At 67.4% G+C, this 18107-nt stretch carries 9 protein-coding genes; 4 read left to right on the plus strand and 5 right to left on the minus strand.

The window, feature by feature from the left end; all coding sequences use genetic code 11:
* The first annotated feature begins 35 nt into the window (after positions 1-35).
* From AC5Y6Y_RS03605 to AC5Y6Y_RS03615, 3 genes are read left to right on the plus strand one after another with little or no spacing between them, the layout of a single operon-like run.
* Entirely contained in the window at positions 36-815 is a 780-nt protein-coding gene (locus AC5Y6Y_RS03605) for an ABC transporter ATP-binding protein (RefSeq protein WP_499918562.1), read from the plus strand.
* Positions 743-1567 carry an ABC transporter permease gene (locus tag AC5Y6Y_RS03610; protein WP_463825277.1) on the plus strand — a complete coding sequence of 275 codons (825 nt, stop codon included), beginning with the start codon at positions 743-745 and terminating at the stop codon, positions 1565-1567. The genes AC5Y6Y_RS03605 and AC5Y6Y_RS03610 overlap by 73 nt, the downstream gene beginning before the upstream one ends.
* Before the next feature lies 1 nt (position 1568).
* The gene (locus AC5Y6Y_RS03615; protein WP_463825276.1) at positions 1569-2186 is read left to right on the plus strand and encodes a TetR/AcrR family transcriptional regulator; all 618 of its coding nucleotides are present in this window, start codon (positions 1569-1571) and stop codon (positions 2184-2186) included.
* Here AC5Y6Y_RS03615 and AC5Y6Y_RS03620 read toward each other — a convergent pair.
* Both AC5Y6Y_RS03620 and AC5Y6Y_RS03625 read right to left on the minus strand, forming a co-directional pair.
* Positions 2152-2370 (minus strand): Trm112 family protein, encoded by a 219-nt coding sequence (locus tag AC5Y6Y_RS03620; protein WP_463825275.1) that lies wholly within the window; start codon positions 2368-2370, stop codon positions 2152-2154. The genes AC5Y6Y_RS03615 and AC5Y6Y_RS03620 overlap by 35 nt on opposite strands.
* Positions 2363-5329 carry an acyl-CoA synthetase gene (locus AC5Y6Y_RS03625; protein WP_499927100.1) on the minus strand — a complete coding sequence of 989 codons (2967 nt, stop codon included), beginning with the start codon at positions 5327-5329 and terminating at the stop codon, positions 2363-2365. Before AC5Y6Y_RS03625 ends, AC5Y6Y_RS03620 begins: the two co-directional genes overlap by 8 nt.
* Before the next feature lie 265 nt (positions 5330-5594).
* Between AC5Y6Y_RS03625 and AC5Y6Y_RS03630 the strand changes: the two genes are divergently transcribed.
* Positions 5595-7367, plus strand: coding sequence for an ABC-F family ATP-binding cassette domain-containing protein (locus AC5Y6Y_RS03630; RefSeq protein ID WP_499918558.1), 1773 nt, complete (start codon positions 5595-5597; stop codon positions 7365-7367).
* 181 nt (positions 7368-7548) lie between these two features.
* On the opposite strand, the gene AC5Y6Y_RS03635 is transcribed toward AC5Y6Y_RS03630, so the two are convergent.
* The 3 genes from AC5Y6Y_RS03635 to AC5Y6Y_RS03645 all read right to left on the minus strand — a co-directional run bounded on the left by AC5Y6Y_RS03635 (position 7549) and on the right by AC5Y6Y_RS03645 (position 18107).
* Positions 7549-8610, minus strand: a complete 1062-nt coding sequence (locus AC5Y6Y_RS03635; RefSeq protein WP_463825272.1) for a type III polyketide synthase — start codon at positions 8608-8610, stop codon at positions 7549-7551.
* Positions 8611-8784: 174 nt separating this feature from the next.
* Positions 8785-11802, minus strand: coding sequence for a type I polyketide synthase (locus AC5Y6Y_RS03640; RefSeq protein WP_499918557.1), 3018 nt, complete (start codon positions 11800-11802; stop codon positions 8785-8787).
* Positions 11802-18107, minus strand: a complete 6306-nt coding sequence (locus AC5Y6Y_RS03645; protein ID WP_499918656.1) for an SDR family NAD(P)-dependent oxidoreductase — start codon at positions 18105-18107, stop codon at positions 11802-11804. The genes AC5Y6Y_RS03640 and AC5Y6Y_RS03645 overlap by 1 nt, the downstream gene beginning before the upstream one ends.

The raw sequence follows: 18107 nt of genomic DNA on the forward strand, positions 1-18107 counted from the left end.
TGACATCCACGCAGCACCGGCGAATTATTCATCTAATGATGACTTCATCGCATGATGAATTTTCTGGAAGCAGTTCGCCCCCCGCCGTCAGCATCAGACACCTGCGAGCGGTTCGGGGAAAACGCACCGCGCTGCACGACATCTCGGTGGATATCGCCGAAGGCACCATCACCGGATTGCTCGGCCCGTCCGGCTGCGGAAAGACGACCTTGATGCGCAGCATCGTCGGCACGCAGATCCTGCCCAGCCATTCCAAAGGGGCCGTCACCGTGCTGGGCCACCCCGCCGGATCGGCGGCGCTGCGTCGGCAGGTCGCCTACCTGCCGCAGAACCCGGCCATCTACGACGATCTGCGCATCATCGACAACGTCCGCTACATCGCCGCGCTGCACGGCTACCACGGCGAGGCCGCCGCGCAAGCCATCGACCGGGTCGGTCTGGCCGATCATCGAACGGCATACTGCGGCAACTTGTCCGGCGGTCAGCGCACCAGGGTGTCGCTGGCGTGCGCGTTGGTCTGTCACCCCGCCCTACTGGTCCTCGACGAACCCACGGTGGGCCTGGATCCGGTGCTGCGCGTCGATCTCTGGGAACAGTTCACCGAACTCGCCCGCGGCGGAACCACGCTGCTGGTCTCCAGCCACGTGATGGACGAAGCCGACCATTGCGACGACCTACTGCTCATGCGGGAAGGGCGTCTGGTCGCCCACACCACCCCGGCCCAGCTACGAGAGGACACCTCATGCACGTCCCTGGAGCAAGCGTTTCTGTCCATCATTCGGCGCAGCACCGAGCAGGAATCCAAGGCCGGATAGGACTTCAGGCGTACCCGGCGAGCACCGGACGGATCCTGCGTCAGTTGGTCGCCGACCGCCGCAGCGTGGCGATGATTCTGGTGGTGCCCAGCGCGATCATCACGCTGATGTACTTCATGTTTCAGAACGCCCCGCACCGGCCCGGCGCACCGACACCGTTCGACAACGCGTGCCTGATCCTGCTGGGCCTGTTCCCGCTGTTGCTGATGTTCCTGATCACCTCGATCACCATGCAACGCGAGCGGGCGTCGGGAACTTTGGAGCGCATCCTGACCACGCCATTGCGACGACTGGACCTGCTGGCGGCCTACGGGACCGCGTTCTCGGTCGCCGCGGCGGCTCAGGCGAGCCTGGCGTGCGTGGTGTCGTTTTGGTTGCTGGGTCTCGACACGGCGGGAAACCCGTTGTGGGTGTTCGTGATTGCCATCATCAATGCGGTGCTGGGTGTCGGGCTGGGCCTGTTGTGCAGTGCATTTGCGCGCAGCGAGTTTCAAGCTGTGCAGTTCATGCCGGTGGTGATCGTCCCGCAGTTTCTGCTGGCTGGTGTGATCGTGCCGCGGGCCGCGATGCCAGACTGGCTCGAGTGGATCAGCAATGTGATGCCGGCCAGCTATGCGCTGGAGGCCCTGCAACAGGTGGGCGCCCACCCGGACCTGACGTTTCTCGCCGTACGCGACATCGTCGTGGTGATGGCGTTCGCGGTCGCGGCGCTGGGCCTGGCCGCTGCCACACTGCGCAGGCGGACGCCCTAGCGTGACGACCACCGGCCGTAACCGGCCCGGCCGGCCCGCCGGGAATTCCGACACCCGCGAGCGAATTCTGGCCAGCGCGCGAGAATTGTTCGCGCGCAACGGAATCGACCGCACCTCGATACGGGCAATCGCCGCCAGGGCCGGCGTCGATTCCGCGTTGGTGCATCACTATTACGGCACCAAACAGCAGTTGTTCACTGCCGCCGTCGAGTTACCGATCGACCCCATGGTGGTGATCGAACAGATGCGACGCGTTCCGGTCGAGGAACTCGGGGTCCGACTGCCGTCGATATTGCTGCCGCTGTGGGATTCGGAACTGGGCACCAGCCTGATTGCGACCCTGCGATCGTTGATCTCCGGAGACGAGGTGGGTTTGGCACGCACTTTCCTGCAGGAGATCATCGGTGGGGAACTCGGCGCGCGCGTGGACAATCCACCGGGAACGGGCAAGATCCGCACGCAATTCGTCGCGTCGCAGCTGATGGGCGTGGTGATGGCTCGCCACATCGTCAAGGTGGAGCCTTTCGCATCCCTGCCGACCGATCAGATCGTGCAGATCATTGCGCCCAACCTGCAGCGTTACCTCACTGGGGATCTTCCGGAAGGCCTTGCGCCGTGAAGGCGGTGTGCTGCTGTTCGTCGACGTCGCGGGCCTCGTCGACCAGCAGCACCGGGATTCCGTCGTCGATGCGGTAGGCGCGCCGCAACCGGGGGTTGTAGAGGGTCTTGCCGCCCTCGACGAGCAGCAGCGGCCCCCGATCGGCCGGGCACACCAGGATCTGCAGCAGAGTGTCGTCAAGCATTGGCAGGTGCTCGCTTCCCACTGATCTCGGTCCGCGCGGCCGGTGTCAGGCGGCGGAACTCGCCGCTGCCCGCATCCAGGTACCAGGCCTGGCGACCCGACTTGGGGATGCCGGCGGCCCGCAGCGCACTCACCGTCGGGCGGTAGGTCGCACTGAGGTCGAACTTCGGCACCACGTGCACGATGTCGGGCCCCAGGCCCACCGGCATACCCGCGATCGCCTCGGTGAGATCGGCGGCGGTGATGGTCGCCCCCGGACGCAACGTCACCGCCGATACCGCCAGATGTCGATCTCCCACTGGGACACCGTAAGTCACCGCAAGGTCGACTGCACTGATGCAACCCAGCGCATCGGTGACCGGTTCGGCGTACACCATGCCGCGGGCTGTACGCACCACCGATCCGCGCCGGCCGGCCAGCCAATAATCACCGTCCTCATCGCGCCGGAACAGATACTCGGTGGAGATCCAGGTATCGGCAGGCGCAAAAACGCCGCGCTTGACCGACGCGGTGGGATCTATAGGCCCGCGGGACTGGGCGAGCAGCACCCCGATCTGGTTGGTCTCGGCGACTTGGACGAACCCGTCGTCGTTCTCCAGGATCAGATCCTGCTCGGCGTCATAGGCACCGAGTTCGACCCGCCCGGCACCCGGCAGCGGCCGGCCCTTGCTGCCCACCTTGGCCCCGGAGACGTTGGCCAGCACCGCCTGGCCGTCGGTGGTGGCGAAGAACTCGACGACATGGGCAGGGGCAAACGCGTCTTCGACCCGCTGCCACAACCCGGTGGGCATGCCGGACCCGATGAACAGCCGCACCGGATGGTTGCCGTGCAGCGCGAACTCCGGGTCGTCCACGACGTCGCGCAGCATGGCCCAGGTGTAGGACACCACGGTGACGCCGTACTGCCGGACCTCGGAGACGAACCGGTCCGGCCGGATGCCACGGGACAATGCGATGCGGGTACCCCCGACCACCGCGCCACCCAGGCTGACCAGCAGCGCGGACTCGTGATGCAACGGCGTCAGGCAGTACACGGTGTCCTTGCGGTCCAGCGCCGCCGTCGACGCCGTTCCGAATGCCGAGAGGGCCCATCGGAAATTCGTGATCTGCTTGGCGACCAGTTCGCCGCCGGCCGCGTTGAACGCGATGAACGCCTGGTCCCGCGCGAATCCCGGGTTGGGCCGGTACCAGGCCGGCAACTGCACCGCGTCGGGATCGATCTGCTCCATGTCGATCACGTCGGCGTCTTCAGCCAAGTGCAGATCCCGCGACTCACCGCCGCCCAGGACCAGGATCTGGCCCGGCAGTTGCCGGGCGGCCTCGAGGTTGCTGGGGTCGGTCAGGATCTCGCTGACTCCCCCGAGCCGCACCTGCGCGGCCAGATCGACATCCTGGCGCATCATGACGGCCACGGCACCCAGCCGGGACAGCGCGGCGATTGCGACCAGCGCGCTGGGCCGGGTCTCCATCAGCAGACCCACCCGGTCGCCCTGCCGCACCCCGACTTCGATCAACCCGCGGACGACGTTGTTGATGCGGCGGTTGACGGCCTCGTAGGTGTGCACCCGCCCGTCGAACAACAGGAATTCGCCCTGCGGGGCGTCCTGTGCTTGTTCATCGATGATGCGGCCCAACGAGATTCGGGTGTGATCGTTGAGCTGCCCCAGCCGCGCCAGCCGGGGCAGCGTCCGGACGGTCTCGACGGCCAAGGTGCGCATCGACCGGTTCGCCGCGACGACCGCGTCCGCCGCGCCGCGCGCCATCGCCAGCGCAGCCTCAGAGACCTCGCCCACCCCGTGGGCAAGACGCGAACTGAAGGCCACGCCACTGTCGGTGTGCTCGGCCGACTGTTCGACCATCAGGCTGATGCTGCCCGGTTTGTCGCCACCACCGGACACCCAGCGCACCCATTCGGCAACGGTGGGCCAGCTCTGCTGAGCCGCCCGGGATCCCACCACCAGACCGAAATGTCCTGTCCTGATCAAACATTCGTAAACCTCGGTGTTGGGCGCGGCACGTCGGATGCCGCGCACCGAGGCCGGCTGGCCGATGTCGTCGACTTCACCGACGAACGCCAGAATCGGGACGGTGATGTCGGTGAGGGTCACCAGCTGACCGTTGATCGCAAACCCGCCGGTCATCATGCGGTTGTGCGCGATGAACTGCTTGAGCAGTTCGGAGATGGCCGGCCCCGACCAGGCGATCCAACCCTCGCGCTCGAGGAACCTGCGCTGTTGCTCCCGCGGCAGCAGAGCCTCACGGTCATGCAGCTGCCGGACGAAGTCCACCCGGGCCTTGGCGGTCTTGAGCGGATCCATCATCTGAAAACCGGTGCGCGCCATCCAACTTGGGATATTCAGACGGTTGAACACGTGATCGGCCATGAAATCGGCGACGCCGGGGGCCAGGTTCGCCGGAATCCCCATCGGCAGCGCGGCCAACGTGTCCACCGGCGACCCGAACGCAACGATGCTGGCCAGATCCTTCGAGCGCCGGTAGGCGGCGACCTGGTAGCACCACATGCCGCCCTGCGAGTATCCGACCAGGTGCACGTCCTGCCCGGTGGCCTCCTTCACCGTGTCGATGGCCTGGCTGAGCGCAACGATGTGGTCGGCCAGATTGCGGCGCATGCCGCCCTCGACCTTGTCGGGGGATCCGAAATCGATGACCCAGCAATCCAGGCCACCGGCGTGCAGGATCCCGACGGCGCCGTCCTCGCGGGTGACGTCCCACATGTCCGCGGACATCATCATCGGGTGCACCATCAGGACCGGGGGGCCCACCTGCGGCTGACCGGGCCGATTGTCCGGCGGAAAGTACCGGCGGAGCTTGTACATCGGCACGCTCTCGACGACCTGCGACGGCGACGGGATGCTGCCTGTTTCCAGGCCGCCCAGTCGCAGAACCTCCAGACCGTTCTGCGCTGTGGCCACCAGACGCTCGACCGGTCGGGTGACCATCGACAAGTTGAGATCCACCGCTACTCCTGAATGCTCGCTGAGTTGGCCTTGACCAGCGTGGTCATCATGGCACATCGACCCGACAGTGTGGCCTGGGTCACTGCGCCGGTGCGCACGAGCCGGGCGCGCACCTCTCCGAAGCGCGCCCGTTCCGTCACGTGCAGGGCCGCGACGTGCTATCAGATCGCGGATCTGTCGCGGGTGGCCGTCGGCAGCAGCGCTCGAATGGCGATGCCGGCGCGTTCCACCCACTACCGTCGTGCGGGTGGCGCACCTACTCGGAGCTGAGGCCGTGCACCTGGCGTATCCGACTCAGGTGATCTTCGACTCGCTCACCCTGGGGGTCAACGACGGGGCCCGCATCGGCATCGTCGGCCGCAACGGGGACGGGAAATCCAGTCTGCTGGGCCTGCTCACCGGCCAGATCCAACCCGACACCGGCCGGGTCACCCGCCGCAGCGGGCTACGGGTCAACGCGCTGAGCCAGGCCGACACCCTGGACCCGGCCAGCACCGTGGCCGCGACGCTTGTCGGCGACCAGCCCGAACACCAGTGGGCCGGTAACGCCCGCATCCGCGACGTGATGTCCGGGTTGGTATCCGACATCGATTGGGCAACAACGGTTTCCACCCTCAGCGGTGGTCAGCGCCGACGGGTGCAGCTGGCTCAGCTGCTGATCGGCGATTGGGATGTGATCGCGCTCGACGAGCCCACCAACCACCTCGATATCCAGGGCATCGCCTGGCTGGCCAACCATCTCGGACAACGCTGGGCACGGAACAGCGGCGGACTGTTACTGGTCACCCACGACCGCTGGTTCCTCGACGAAGTCGCCACCACCACGTGGGAAGTGCACGACGGGACCGTCGAGCCGTTCGAAGGCGGCTACGCGGCGTATGTGTTGCAGCGCGTCGAGCGCGATCGGGTCGCGGCAACCGCGGAAGCCAAGCGGCAGAATCTGATGCGCAAGGAATTGGCCTGGCTGCGCCGGGGCGCCCCCGCGCGCAGCTCGAAGCCGAAGTTCCGCATCGAAGCCGCCAATCAACTGATCGCCGACGTACCGCCGTTGCGCAACACCGTCGAATTGGCCAAGGTGGCGACAGCCCGGTTGGGCAAGGACGTCGTCGACCTGCTGGACGTGTCGGTCACCTTCGAGGGCCGGACGGTGTTGCGGGATGTCGAGTGGCGGATCGCGCCAGGCGAACGCACCGGCATCGTCGGGGCCAACGGCGCCGGAAAGTCGACGCTGCTGGGTTTGATCGCCGGGACTGTGCAACCGGATTCCGGACGCGTCAAACGCGGCAAGACGGTGCAGCTGGCGGTGCTGGATCAACGTGGTGACGAGCTCAAAGCGCTGGCCGAGGACCGGATCGCCGACGTGCTGGGTCGCCTGCAGACCGAATACCGGGTGGAGGGCCGTGACATGACTCCCACCCAACTGCTGGAGCGCCTCGGCTTCGGCCGCGGGCAACTGTCGGCGCGGGTCGGCGAGCTCTCCGGCGGCCAGCGACGCCGGCTGCAGCTGATGCTCACCTTGCTGTCGGAGCCGAATGTGCTGCTGCTGGACGAGCCCACCAACGACGTCGACACCGACATGCTGACCGCCACCGAGGACCTGCTCGACTCGTGGGCGGGCACTTTGATCGTCGTATCGCACGACCGCTACCTGCTCGAGCGCATCACCGACCAGCAATACGCCATCCTGGACGGCCGGTTGCGGCATCTGCCCGGCGGCATCGACGAATACCTACGGCTGGCCGAGGCGGCGCCGACCGGGCCCACCACGCCCGCGCCCGCACCGGCGGCCCAGGCCATGTCGGGCGCGCAACGCCGGACCGCGGAAAAAGAGCTGGCGTCCATCGACCGCCAACTCGCCCGTCTCGCCGACCGGATCGCCGCCAAGCACACCGAACTTGCCGAGCACGATCAGTCCGACCACGTCGCGATCGCGGCGCTGACCCACGAGTTGCGCAATCTCGAAGCCGAGGTGGCCTCCTTGGAGGGGCACTGGCTGGAGCTGTCGGAAGCACTGGAATGACGCTGATCTCCCATCCGCCCGGCGAAGCACTGCGCACGCTGTAGCGGCGCCGGGGTCCGGTGACCAACGGGATAGGGCCTGCAACCGTTGCCGGACCTGACCCATCGCCCGCCGCACATGATGCGTCTGCAGTGCCGGACTACCGCAAACACGCTGCGCACCAATTCATTGCGCGTCAGCGTCAGCGCCAGCGCAGTAGGACGAGTTCGGAGCAGAATCCAGGACCCATCGCAAGCATCAATCCGGGGCTGCCGCTGGGCGGTCGCTTCTCGATGGTGTCGCGCAGGATGTGCAGGACCGAGGACGAGGACAGATTGCCGATTTCGCCAAGCGATCGCCATGTCAGCTCAAGCGCCTCAGGCGGCAGCTGCAAGGTGTCGGTGATCGCGTTAATGACCTTCGGCCCGCCCGGATGGCTGACCCAGGCACCGATGTCGTTCTTGGTCAGGTCGTGATCGGTGAGGAAACCGTCGACATCTGCGGCCAGGTACTGCTCGATCAGGTCGGTCAGATCCGGCGACAACCGCAGCTGCAGACCAGCCGAACTCACGTCCCAGCCCATGATGTGCAGCGACTCCGGGTACATCCGGCTGCGGGAGTCGACGATGTCGGGGCCGGCGGGGTTCAGCTGTTCGGCGCGTCGGTCGCCGACGGCAACGACGGCGGCCGCCCCGTCGCCGAACAACGCCGTCCCGACCAGGCCGGATACCGTCGGCTTGATGGCAGGGTAAGTGAGCGAACACAATTCGACCGAAATCAGCACGGCCACGTCGTCGGGCGCGCCCCGCAGATAGTCGTGCAGCCGGCCCACCCCTGCTGCCCCGGCCACACAACCCAGGCCGAACAGCGGCATCCGACGCACGTCAGGACGCAGACCCAGCCGCCCGGCGATGCGGGCATCCAGCGACGGGACAGCAACCCCGGTCACCGTGGTGGTGATGATCAGGTCGATGTCCTGCGGTTGTAACCCGGCCTCGTCGAGCGCGCCCATCAGCGCCTCGATACCGAGATCCACTGCCTTTTCGATGAAGATCTCGTTGGCGTCACCGAAGTCGGTCAGTGCCGGGTACTGGTCGAGCGGCAGCACGAAATGCCGGCCGTTGACCTTGGCCGCCGTGTGCAGACGCCGGACGATCTCCTCGTGCTCCTTGAGACCGGGGAACTCGACGAACAAATCGGTGGTCTCAGCCTGGGTGTATCGGTGTGGCGGTAATGCGCCGTACACGCCTGCGATGACGCTCATGCACCTGCCTCAATCAGTCTCAGTCAATCGATTGCCGGGTAGCCCGCCCCCGTAGCGTCCCGAAATGCCCAGTTTAGTGGGCCCTACCACGACTCCGCAAAGTATTGCGGTATTCGACACCTGTATTATTTGATCGCCGGATTACAGCCGTCCCGCATTATCTCACCGGGATTATCAATGACCTGCGTCAGAAATGAACCGGGTCATCTCGATTAATGCGTCCGGACTCAACGAGTCGATGTCTTTTTCGGCAGCCATCAGGTCTGAACTGGTTATTTGAGGATTACCGGAGAGAAGTAGGAGTTTGTCAAGCAACCCGGTTCGACGTAATTCCGAGATTGGAATATTTCGTAGCAGCGACCAGATCTTTTCGTCATCGGATTGTTTCTCCTGGTTTCCGAGTTCATGCAGGAGGTGGTCAGCAAGGGCAACTGGGGACGGATAGTCGAAAATGAGGGTCCGCGATAGCGGCAATCCCGCCAAGCTGGCCTCTGTTTTGAGGCGATTGCGCAGTTCGACACCGCTCATCGAGGTGAACCCCAGGTCCTGGAAAGCGCGTTGCGGATCGATGGCGTGCCGGTCGTGCAGTCCCAGCACGACGGCGGCGTGCAGGCACACCACGTCGACCAGGAGGCGACGCTGCTCGGCGGGATCCTCGGTCGACAACTGTGCGACGACCGGCGCGGCCACGTCGAGCGCTACGTTGCCACCGAGCCAGTGCCGTTGCCGCGCGAACGCGTAGGTGGGTAGGTCCACCGGCCGCGCGCCGAGCCCGTCGAAGACACGAACCCAGTCCACCGGCAACCCTGCGGCGAACAGCCGGCCCACCCCGGTGAGCAACGTGAGCACCTCGGAATGGCCCCGGATCAACGTCGCTGCCGAAACGTCGTGGTCCGCGGCCAAACCGGCGCCCGGACCGACCTCGATGAACACCTCGGCACCCAGAGCCACCGCCGTCTGCATCCCGTCGGCGAACCGCACCGGTTTACGTACGTGCTCGACCCAATACGACGCCGACCCGTATCCGGTGTCAGCCAACTGACCGGTTACGTTCGACACCAACTGAATTCGCGGCGGATGCGCCGACAGGCCGGTGAGCACCTGCGCGAAGTCCTCGATCATCGGTTCCATCAGGGCCGAATGGAACGCATGCGACACCGCCAAGCGGCGCACCCGTCGCCCTGCACCGGTCAAGCGCTCCACCGCCGCACCCACGGCGGCCTCGGACCCGGACAGCACCACCGAATCCGGTGCGTTCACAGCCGCCAGGCTGACCTGCGCGCCCAACAAGGGCAGCACCTCCCCCTCGCCGGCGGCAACCGCGACCATCACCCCTCCGGTCGGAAGCCCCGCCATCAACCGGCCCCGGGCCGCCACCACCCGCGCCGCATCCGGCAACGACAGCACCCCGGCCTCGCAGGCCGCGGCGAGTTCCCCCACCGAGTGGCCCAGCACGGCATCGGCTGTGATGCCCCAACTGCGCAGGAGCGCGGTCAGCGCCAGCTGAACCGCGAACAGTCCCGGCTGAGCAAACTCGGTACCGTCCGTTAGATGCGCATCGTCACCCCAAAGCACCTGCCGCAGCGGCAAACTCAAGTGCGGTTCCAATGCGTCGACGGCACGGTCGAAGGCCGCGGCAAACGCCGGAAATCGTTGGTACAGTTCGCGGCCCATGCCCGGGTACTGCGCTCCCTGCCCCGGAAACACGAATACGACGCCGCCCAGTGAACGCGCGTGGCCGGTCACCGCGCCGCCGCCCGGCCCGCCGGCGACCAAACCCGCCAGCCCGGCCGCCAACTGGGCACGGTCATCGCCCACCAGCACTGCCCGATGTTCGAACACCGATCGCGTCGCCACCAACGACCAACCCACGTCGACGATGTCGGCCGCGTCGGTAAGTCCGCCCAATCGGGCGGCCTGACCTGCCAATGACTGCGCCGACCGCGCAGACAGCACCCAGGGAACGGTCACCCGCCCGCCCCGCTGGGCAGCGGGGTCCGGCACGGTGGGGGCCTGCTCGACAATGACGTGCGCGTTGGTGCCGCCCATTCCGAAGGATGACACGCCGGCCCGCCGGCACTCACCCTGCGGCCAGGGGGTCAGCGCGGTATTGACCTGAAGACCCAGCCGGTGCAGATCGGTGCCGGCGCTCTTGAAGTTGAGACTTGCTGGGAGACACGCCTTTTCAACTGCGAGGATCGTCTTGACCAGACCTGCTACGCCGGCCGCCGCACCGGTGTGGCCGATGTTGGTCTTGACCGAGCCGATGGGCAGCGGATGGTTCCGGCGCGCACCGAACACCTCACCAAGGGCTCGAGCCTCCACGGGATCCCCGACCGCGGTGCCGGTGCCGTGGGCTTCGACGTAGTCGAGATGGTCGGGCCGCAGGCCCGCGCCGGCCAGGGCGCGACGCATCACCTCGGCTTGTGCAGCGGCCGAAGGCACGGTCAGTCCGGAGGTGTCGCGGCCCGCGTTACCGACCGCGCTCCCCGCTATGATCGCGTGGATGCGGTTTCCGTCCGCGAGCGCGGCCGGCAACGGCTTCAGCAACACCAGTGCACCACCTTCGCCACGCACGTAACCGTCCGCCCGTTCGTCGAATGCGTAGGTGTGGCCGGATGGCGAGACAGCACCGAATTCGGTTTCCAGTCTTGCGATTTCGCCTGCCGTGTTCAGATGGACGCCGCCGGCGACCGCCATCGGGACCGCGCCGGCACGTAGATTTTCACAAGCCAGATGCACCGCCACCAACGACGACGACTGACCGCAGTCGACCGTCAGGCTGGGGCCGCACCACCCGTAGAAGTACGAGAGCCGGTTGGCGATCATCCCCCGGCTGATGCCGGCGAACGTGTGGTGGTCGACAGCGTCGGCGCGCAGCGTCAGCAATGCGTAGTCGTCGTTCATCGCGCCGAGATAAACCGCGATCGGGCCGCCCCGCAGGTGTTCCGGCACCAGGAACGCATCCTCGAACAGTTCCCAGCTCAGTTCCAGGGCCAGTCGCTGGCGCGGATCCATTGCAGCCGCTTCGCGGGGCGAAATGCTGAAAAATGCCGCGTCGAAATCGGCCACGGCATCGAGCGGGCGGCACACCTCCTGCGCGGTACTGACCAACCGCCAGAATTCACTCGGCCCGGCCGCGGCGGGGAATCGGCATGCCAGCCCGATGACGGCGATCGCGGTTGGCGCCATCAGAGGCCGAAGTCATCGTCGAAGATGGCGAACAACTCGCCGTCCCTGGCGATGTCGTTGTCCCGGCCGGGCTTCGGCTCGGCTGCCGGTGCTGCGGTCAGCTCAGCGATCATCGCATGCAAGCGGCTGGTGACGTGGGTCTTTTCCGCCTCAGTCCACTCGGGCCGGTGGATCAGGGCATCGAGTTCGCGGGTGACGTCGTCGAAACGGCCCATCAGGTCGGGCTTCGCTGCGACAAGTGGCGCGCTGCCAACCAATTCACCGGCGAGATGTTCAGCCAGCGCGGCCGGCGTCGGGTAGTCGAAGATCAGGGTGGGCGACAGCGTCAACCCGGTGGCGGTTTTGAGGCGGTTGCGCAATTCGACGGCGGTCAGGGAGTCGAAGCCGAGTTCCTGGAACGCCTTGTGGGCATCGATGTCAACTGTGCTGGAATGACCCAACACCGTTGCGGCATTGCTCGATATGAAATCGGTGAGCTCGCGCTGCCGTTGCTCTGGTGCCAGGTCATGGAGGCGGGCGAGCAAACCCGTTGCGGCTGCGGCGGTATCGGCCGCATCGACAACGCGCCGGGCACGGCGGGTGACCAAATCCTGCCAGAGAGGCGGCAGTTCGGCCGCACCTACCAGTGCGGCGGTGTCCACCCGGGCAGCGATCACCAGTGCCCGATCGGTGAGCAGCGCCGCATCCAGCAGCGCCAGCGCCTGTTCGGTGGGCAGCGGCGACAATCCAGCCTGCCGCATCCGGGCCAGGTCTCGATCACCGAGGTGCCGGGTCATCGCGCTGGCCTGTTCCCAGAGCCCCCACGCGATGGACAGGCCGGGCAGACCCTGGTGGCGCCGGTAACCGGCCAGCGCGTCCAGGTAAGCGTTCGCGGCTGCATAGTTGCCCTGACCCGGACTGCCCGCGATTCCCGCCAGCGATGAAAACATCACGAACGCAGCAACGTTCGCGTCGCGGGTCAGCTCGTGCAGATTCCAGGCGCCGTCTACCTTGACCCGCAACACCGCGTCCAGCCGGTCCGCACTCAGTGACGTGATCACGGTGTCGTCGAGCACCCCGGCGGCATGGAAGACCCCTTTGAGTGGAAACTCGGCGGGAATCCGCGCCAGCAGACCGGCCAGTGCGGCCCGGTCGGTCACATCGCACTCGGCGGCCGCCACCCGCGTGCCGGCCCGCTGAAGTTCGCTGACCAGATCACTGACACCGTCGGCCGCCGCGCCGGAGCGACTCACCAACACCAGGTTGGCGACGCCGTACCGGTCGACCAGATGACGAGCCACCGCTGCGCCGGCCATCCCGGTGCCGCCGGTGATGAGCACGGTGCCCCCCGCCAGGGGCGACTGCGCTCCGGCCGGTCCGTCGGGTCTGGACGGAATGGTCAGCACCACCTTGCCGATATGGCGGGCCTGACTGACGAATCGGTACGCCTGCCGAGCACAGCGAACGTCGAAAGCTCTCACGGGCAGCGGTTTCACCCCTCCCGCCTGCAGCATTGCCAACACCTCGGCCAGCATTTCCGCGATGCGATCCGGACCGGCCTCCATCAGGTCGAACGACCGGTAGCTGACCACCCCGTAGTGTTCGGCGACTGCTTCCGGGGAGCGCAGGTCGGTCTTACCCATCTCGATGAACCGCCCGCCCGGGGCCAGCAACCGCAACGAGGCGTCGGTGAAGTCACCGGCCAGGGAGTTGAGCACCACGTCGACCCCGGCGCCGTCGGTGGCTTTCAGGAATTGTGTCTCGAACTCCAGGCTGCGGGAATCGCCGATGTGGTCATTGTCGAACCCCATGGCCCGCAACGTCTCCCACTTGCCCCGGCTGGCGGTGGCGAACACCTCACAACCCCAGTGCCGGGCCAACTGCACCGCTGCCATCCCCACCCCACCGGTGGCGGCGTGCACCAGGACCCGTTCGCCGGCTTTGAGTCCGGCAAGCACCGACAAGCCGTACAGCGCGGTCAGGAACACCACCGGTACACCGGCGGCCGTGTCCAACGACCAGCCGGCCGGAACGGCTGCCACCAAGCGCCGGTCAACCACCGCTTCGGGCGCCACCACGCCCAGCAGACCCAGCACCGCGTCGCCTTCGGATACGTCGGTCACCCCAGGCCCAACCTCGACGACGACCCCGGCGCCTTCGGCACCCAGCTGCCCGCCGCCCGGATACATGCCCAACGCCACCAACACATCCCGGAAGTTCACCCCCACCGCACCCACCGCGACACGCACCTGACCGGGACCCAGCTCCAGCGGCGCGCTGCGGCGCGCGACAACGTCATCCAGCGTGCCGCCGTCACCAACACTCAACTGCCACAACCCATCCGGCAACTGCACGTTGCCCGACGACTCGACCCGGGCCAGCCGCGCGCCGTACACCACGCCCGACCGCACCAGCAGTTGCGGCTCCCCGTACCGCACCACGTCTTGCACGGGTATCGAGTCATCGGAATCCACCAGCACCACGCGGCCCGGATGCTCGGCCTGCGCAGCACGCACCAGGCCCCATACCGCCGCACCCGCCAGGTCGGTCACGGCCTCATTCGGCAACCCCACCGCACCGCGGGTCGACACGACGAGAAGACCGGATCCCGCGCGCAAGTGCGCCTGCACCGCTTCCAGCGCCCGATGCGTGGCCCCCGACACCGCGCCGGGCTCGGACTGCCACACCATCACATCGCCGCGGAACTCGACGGCGTCGCTCTGCACGGGTGACCACCTGAGGTCCAGCAGGCCGGTGCCCGGAGCCAGACCCGACGAGATCGCCGCGGACAACGCGTCGGCAGACACCGGGCGGACCACCAACTCCCGCACCGACAACACCGGCAACCCCCCGGAGTCGGCCAGTTCCACCGACACCGACCCGGCCCCGGTCGGCGCGACGCGGACCCGCAACCTCGACGCACCCGCGGCGTGCAGCGACACGTTCTGCCAGGAGAACGGCAACGCCAACCGCTCGCCGCCCTCGACCACTCCCCAGGCCTGCAGCGCGGCGTCCAGCAGGGCCGGGTGGAGTCCGAAACCGCCCACACTCAGGCCTCTGGGGGCGACGACCTCGGCGAAGATCTCGCGTCCGCGCCGCCATACCCGGCGAAGACCCTGGAACGCCGGGCCGTAGGCGTAGCCGCGCACGGCCAACTGCTCGTACACCCCGGACACGTCCACCGCCGCGGCACCGACCGGCGGCCACGCCGACAGGTCAGCACCCCCGCGGATACCACCCGGACCCAGCACCCCCTCGGCATGCAGGATCCACGAATCAGAGTCGGGCGCAGCGGAATACACCCATACGCTCGGCCGCCGCGCATCGTCGGCGGGTCCGACCACCACTTGGATCCGCACCCCGCCGGTGGCCGGCAACCCCAACGGCGACAGCAGCGTCAACTCCTCCACCACCGGGGCGCCGGCCTGCTCTCCGGCCCGCAGGACAAGTTCCACGAAGCCGGCGCCCGGGAACAGCGGCACGCCACTGACGACATGGTCGGCCAGCCACCCCTGCACAGCTGGTGACAGCCAACCCGTCAGCACCACCCCGCCGACATCCGGTCGCGCCACCGCCGCGCCCAGCAGCGGATGACCCAGTCCGTCCAGCCCGGCGGCACCCAACTGGGCGGGCCCGGTTCCCAGGTCGGTCAACCAAAAGTGGCGTCGGTCAAAGCCGTAGGTGGGCAACGGCGTGCTGCGCGCCCCTAGACCGGTGAACGTTTCCCGCCAATCCACGCCGGCACCCGCGGTGAACAGTTGTCCCAGTGCGGTGAACAACGAGTCGATCTCCGGCCGGTTCTTGGCCAGCGTCACAGCCGACAAGGCCGGATTGTCGAGGCACTGTTCGACCAGTCCGGCCAATCCCCCGCTGGGACCGACCTCGACGAACACCCCGGCGCCCAGCGTCTGCGCCAGCCGCACGCTGTCGGCGAACCGGACGGGTTTGCGCACGTGCTCGGCCCAATAGGCCGCCGTGCCGTACCCGGTAGCGGCGAGCCGGCCGGTCACGTTGGATATCAGCCTGATTCGCGGCTCACCGGCGGCCACGTCGGCCAGCGATGCCGAGAATTCCGGAATCATCGGCTCCATCAGTGCCGAGTGGAATGCATGCGACACGGCCAAGGGGCGCGCGCGGCCCGTCAATCGACCCACCGCCGCACCGACTGCCGCCTGCCCACCCGAAAGCACCACCGATTCCGGGGCATTGACGGCGGCGATGCTGACCTCGTCGCCGAGTTGCTCCGCCGCTTCGGCCTCGCTGACCGTCACTGCCACCATCACCCCGCCGGCGGGCAGGCCGGCCATCAATCGGCCACGGACCGCGACCAGACGCGCTGCGTCCCCGAGCGACAGCACCCCCGCCACGTACGCGGCAGCCAGCTCGCCCACCGAATGACCCAGCACCAGGTCGGGCAGGACGCCCCAGGATTGCAGCAGGGCGGCCAGGGCCACTTCGACGGCGAACAAGGCCGGCTGCGCAAACTCGGTGCTTTCCAGCAGCGCCTCATCGGTACCCCAGACCACCTGGCGCAGCGGCACCCGCACATGATCATCCAACGCTGCGGCGACGTCGTCGAACACTCTGGCGTACAACGGGAACCGTTGATAGAGGTCGCGTCCCATGCCCAAATATTGGGCGCCCTGACCGGGAAACACGAACGCCGTCTGGCCCACCGCGTGCGCGCGGCCCATCAGCACGCCCGGTGCCGGCTCCGCCGCGGCAACCCGTTCCAGGCCGGTCAGCAATTGAGCCCGGTCCGCGCCCACCACCACGGCACGATGCTCGAACAGCGATCGCGTACTGACCAACGACCAACCGACATCCAGCGCACTGTGGTCAGCACTGACATGCGCCAGCAACCGGCGGGCCTGGTTCGCCAGTGCCGCTGCCGAGCGGGCCGACAACACCCACGGCAGTACCCCGCTGAACGGCGGTGCCGCAACGTTTTCGGGTGTGTTCACCTCTTCGAGAATCACGTGCGCGTTGGTACCGCTGATACCGAACGACGAGACCCCGGCCCGCCGCGGGCGACCCGGGTCCGGCCACGGCCGCGCGTCGGTGAGCAGCGACACCGCACCCGCCGACCAATCCACATGCGGCGTCGGCACATCCACGTGCAACGTCTTGGGCATCACCCGGTGCTGAATGGCTAACATCATTTTGATCAGCCCGGCCACCCCCGCCGCAGCCGAGGTGTGACCGATGTTGGACTTGATCGAACCAAGCCACAGCGGCTCGCTGCGGTCCTGGCCGTAGGCCGCCAGAATCGCCTGCGCCTCAATCGGATCACCCAACGTGGTGCCGGTCCCGTGCCCCTCGACAATGTCCACCTCGGCTGCCGTCAGACCGGCGCCGGCCAGCGCCGCGCGAATGACGCGTTGCTGCGCGGGACCGTTCGGCGCCGTCAACCCGTTGGAGGCGCCGTCCTGATTGACCGCCGAGCCGCGCACCACCGCCAGTACCCGGTGCCCCGACTTCTGCGCGTCGGCCAACCGCTCGACCACGAGCACCCCGGCACCTTCGGACCACGACGTGCCGTCCGCCGCACCCGCGTAGGCCTTGCACCGGCCGTCGGCGGCAAGCGCCCGCTGCCGGCTGAACTCGACGAATGCCGCCGGGGTGGCCATCACCGTCACCCCGCCCACCAGCGCCAGATCACACTCCCCCGCGCGCAACGACTGCACCGCCAGGTGCAGCGCCACCAGCGACGAGGAACACGCCGTGTCCACTGAGACCGCGGGACCCTCGAGGCCCAGTACGTACGCCACCCGCCCCGATGTCACGCTCAACGTCGAACCGGTCAGGCCGTAGCCTTCCAACTCGCCCTTGACCTCGCCGCCGTACCCGGCGTGGATCACCCCGGCGAACACTCCGGTCGACGTGCCGCGCAACGTGGCCGGGTCGATTCCGCTGCGTTCCAACGCTTCCCAGGACACCTCCAACATCAGTCGCTGCTGAGGGTCCATGGCCAGCGCTTCGTTGGGTCCGATGCCGAAGAAACCGGCGTCGAAGTCACCGGCATCGTGCAGGAAGCTGCCCCGGCGGGTGTAGGTCTTGCCGGGCTTGTCCGGATCCGGATCATAGCGGTCGTCGATGTTCCAGCCCCGATCCCCGGGGAAGTCCGAGACGCCGTCGCGCCCGGCGATCAGCATGTCCCACAACGCTTCCGGCGAATCCACGCCGCCCGGATACCGGCACGCCATGCCCACCACAGCGACCGGTTCGGACAGCTTGCCCTCCAGTTCGGACAGCCGGCGCCGGGTACGTCGCAGATCGGCGGTGAGCCGCTTGAGGTAGTCCACGTGCTTGGAGGTGTCCTGCAT

It is taken from the genome of Mycobacterium sp. NGS24, from assembly GCF_059813065.1.

Bases quoted from the DNA above. Each gene is read 5' to 3' on its own strand.
- AC5Y6Y_RS03605 (WP_499918562.1), top strand. From the start codon at position 36: ATGATGACTTCATCGCATGATGAATTTTCTGGAAGCAGTTCGCCCCCC.
- AC5Y6Y_RS03610 (WP_463825277.1), top strand. From the start codon at position 743: ATGCACGTCCCTGGAGCAAGCGTTTCTGTCCATCATTCGGCGCAGCAC.
- AC5Y6Y_RS03620 (WP_463825275.1), bottom strand. From the start codon at position 2,370: ATGCTTGACGACACTCTGCTGCAGATCCTGGTGTGCCCGGCCGATCGG.
- AC5Y6Y_RS03625 (WP_499927100.1), bottom strand. From the start codon at position 5,329: ATGGTCACCCGACCGGTCGAGCGTCTGGTGGCCACAGCGCAGAACGGT.
- AC5Y6Y_RS03635 (WP_463825272.1), bottom strand. From the start codon at position 8,610: ATGAGCGTCATCGCAGGCGTGTACGGCGCATTACCGCCACACCGATAC.
- AC5Y6Y_RS03640 (WP_499918557.1), bottom strand. From the start codon at position 11,802: ATGGCGCCAACCGCGATCGCCGTCATCGGGCTGGCATGCCGATTCCCC.
- AC5Y6Y_RS03645 (WP_499918656.1), bottom strand. From the start codon at position 18,107: ATGCAGGACACCTCCAAGCACGTGGACTACCTCAAGCGGCTCACCGCC.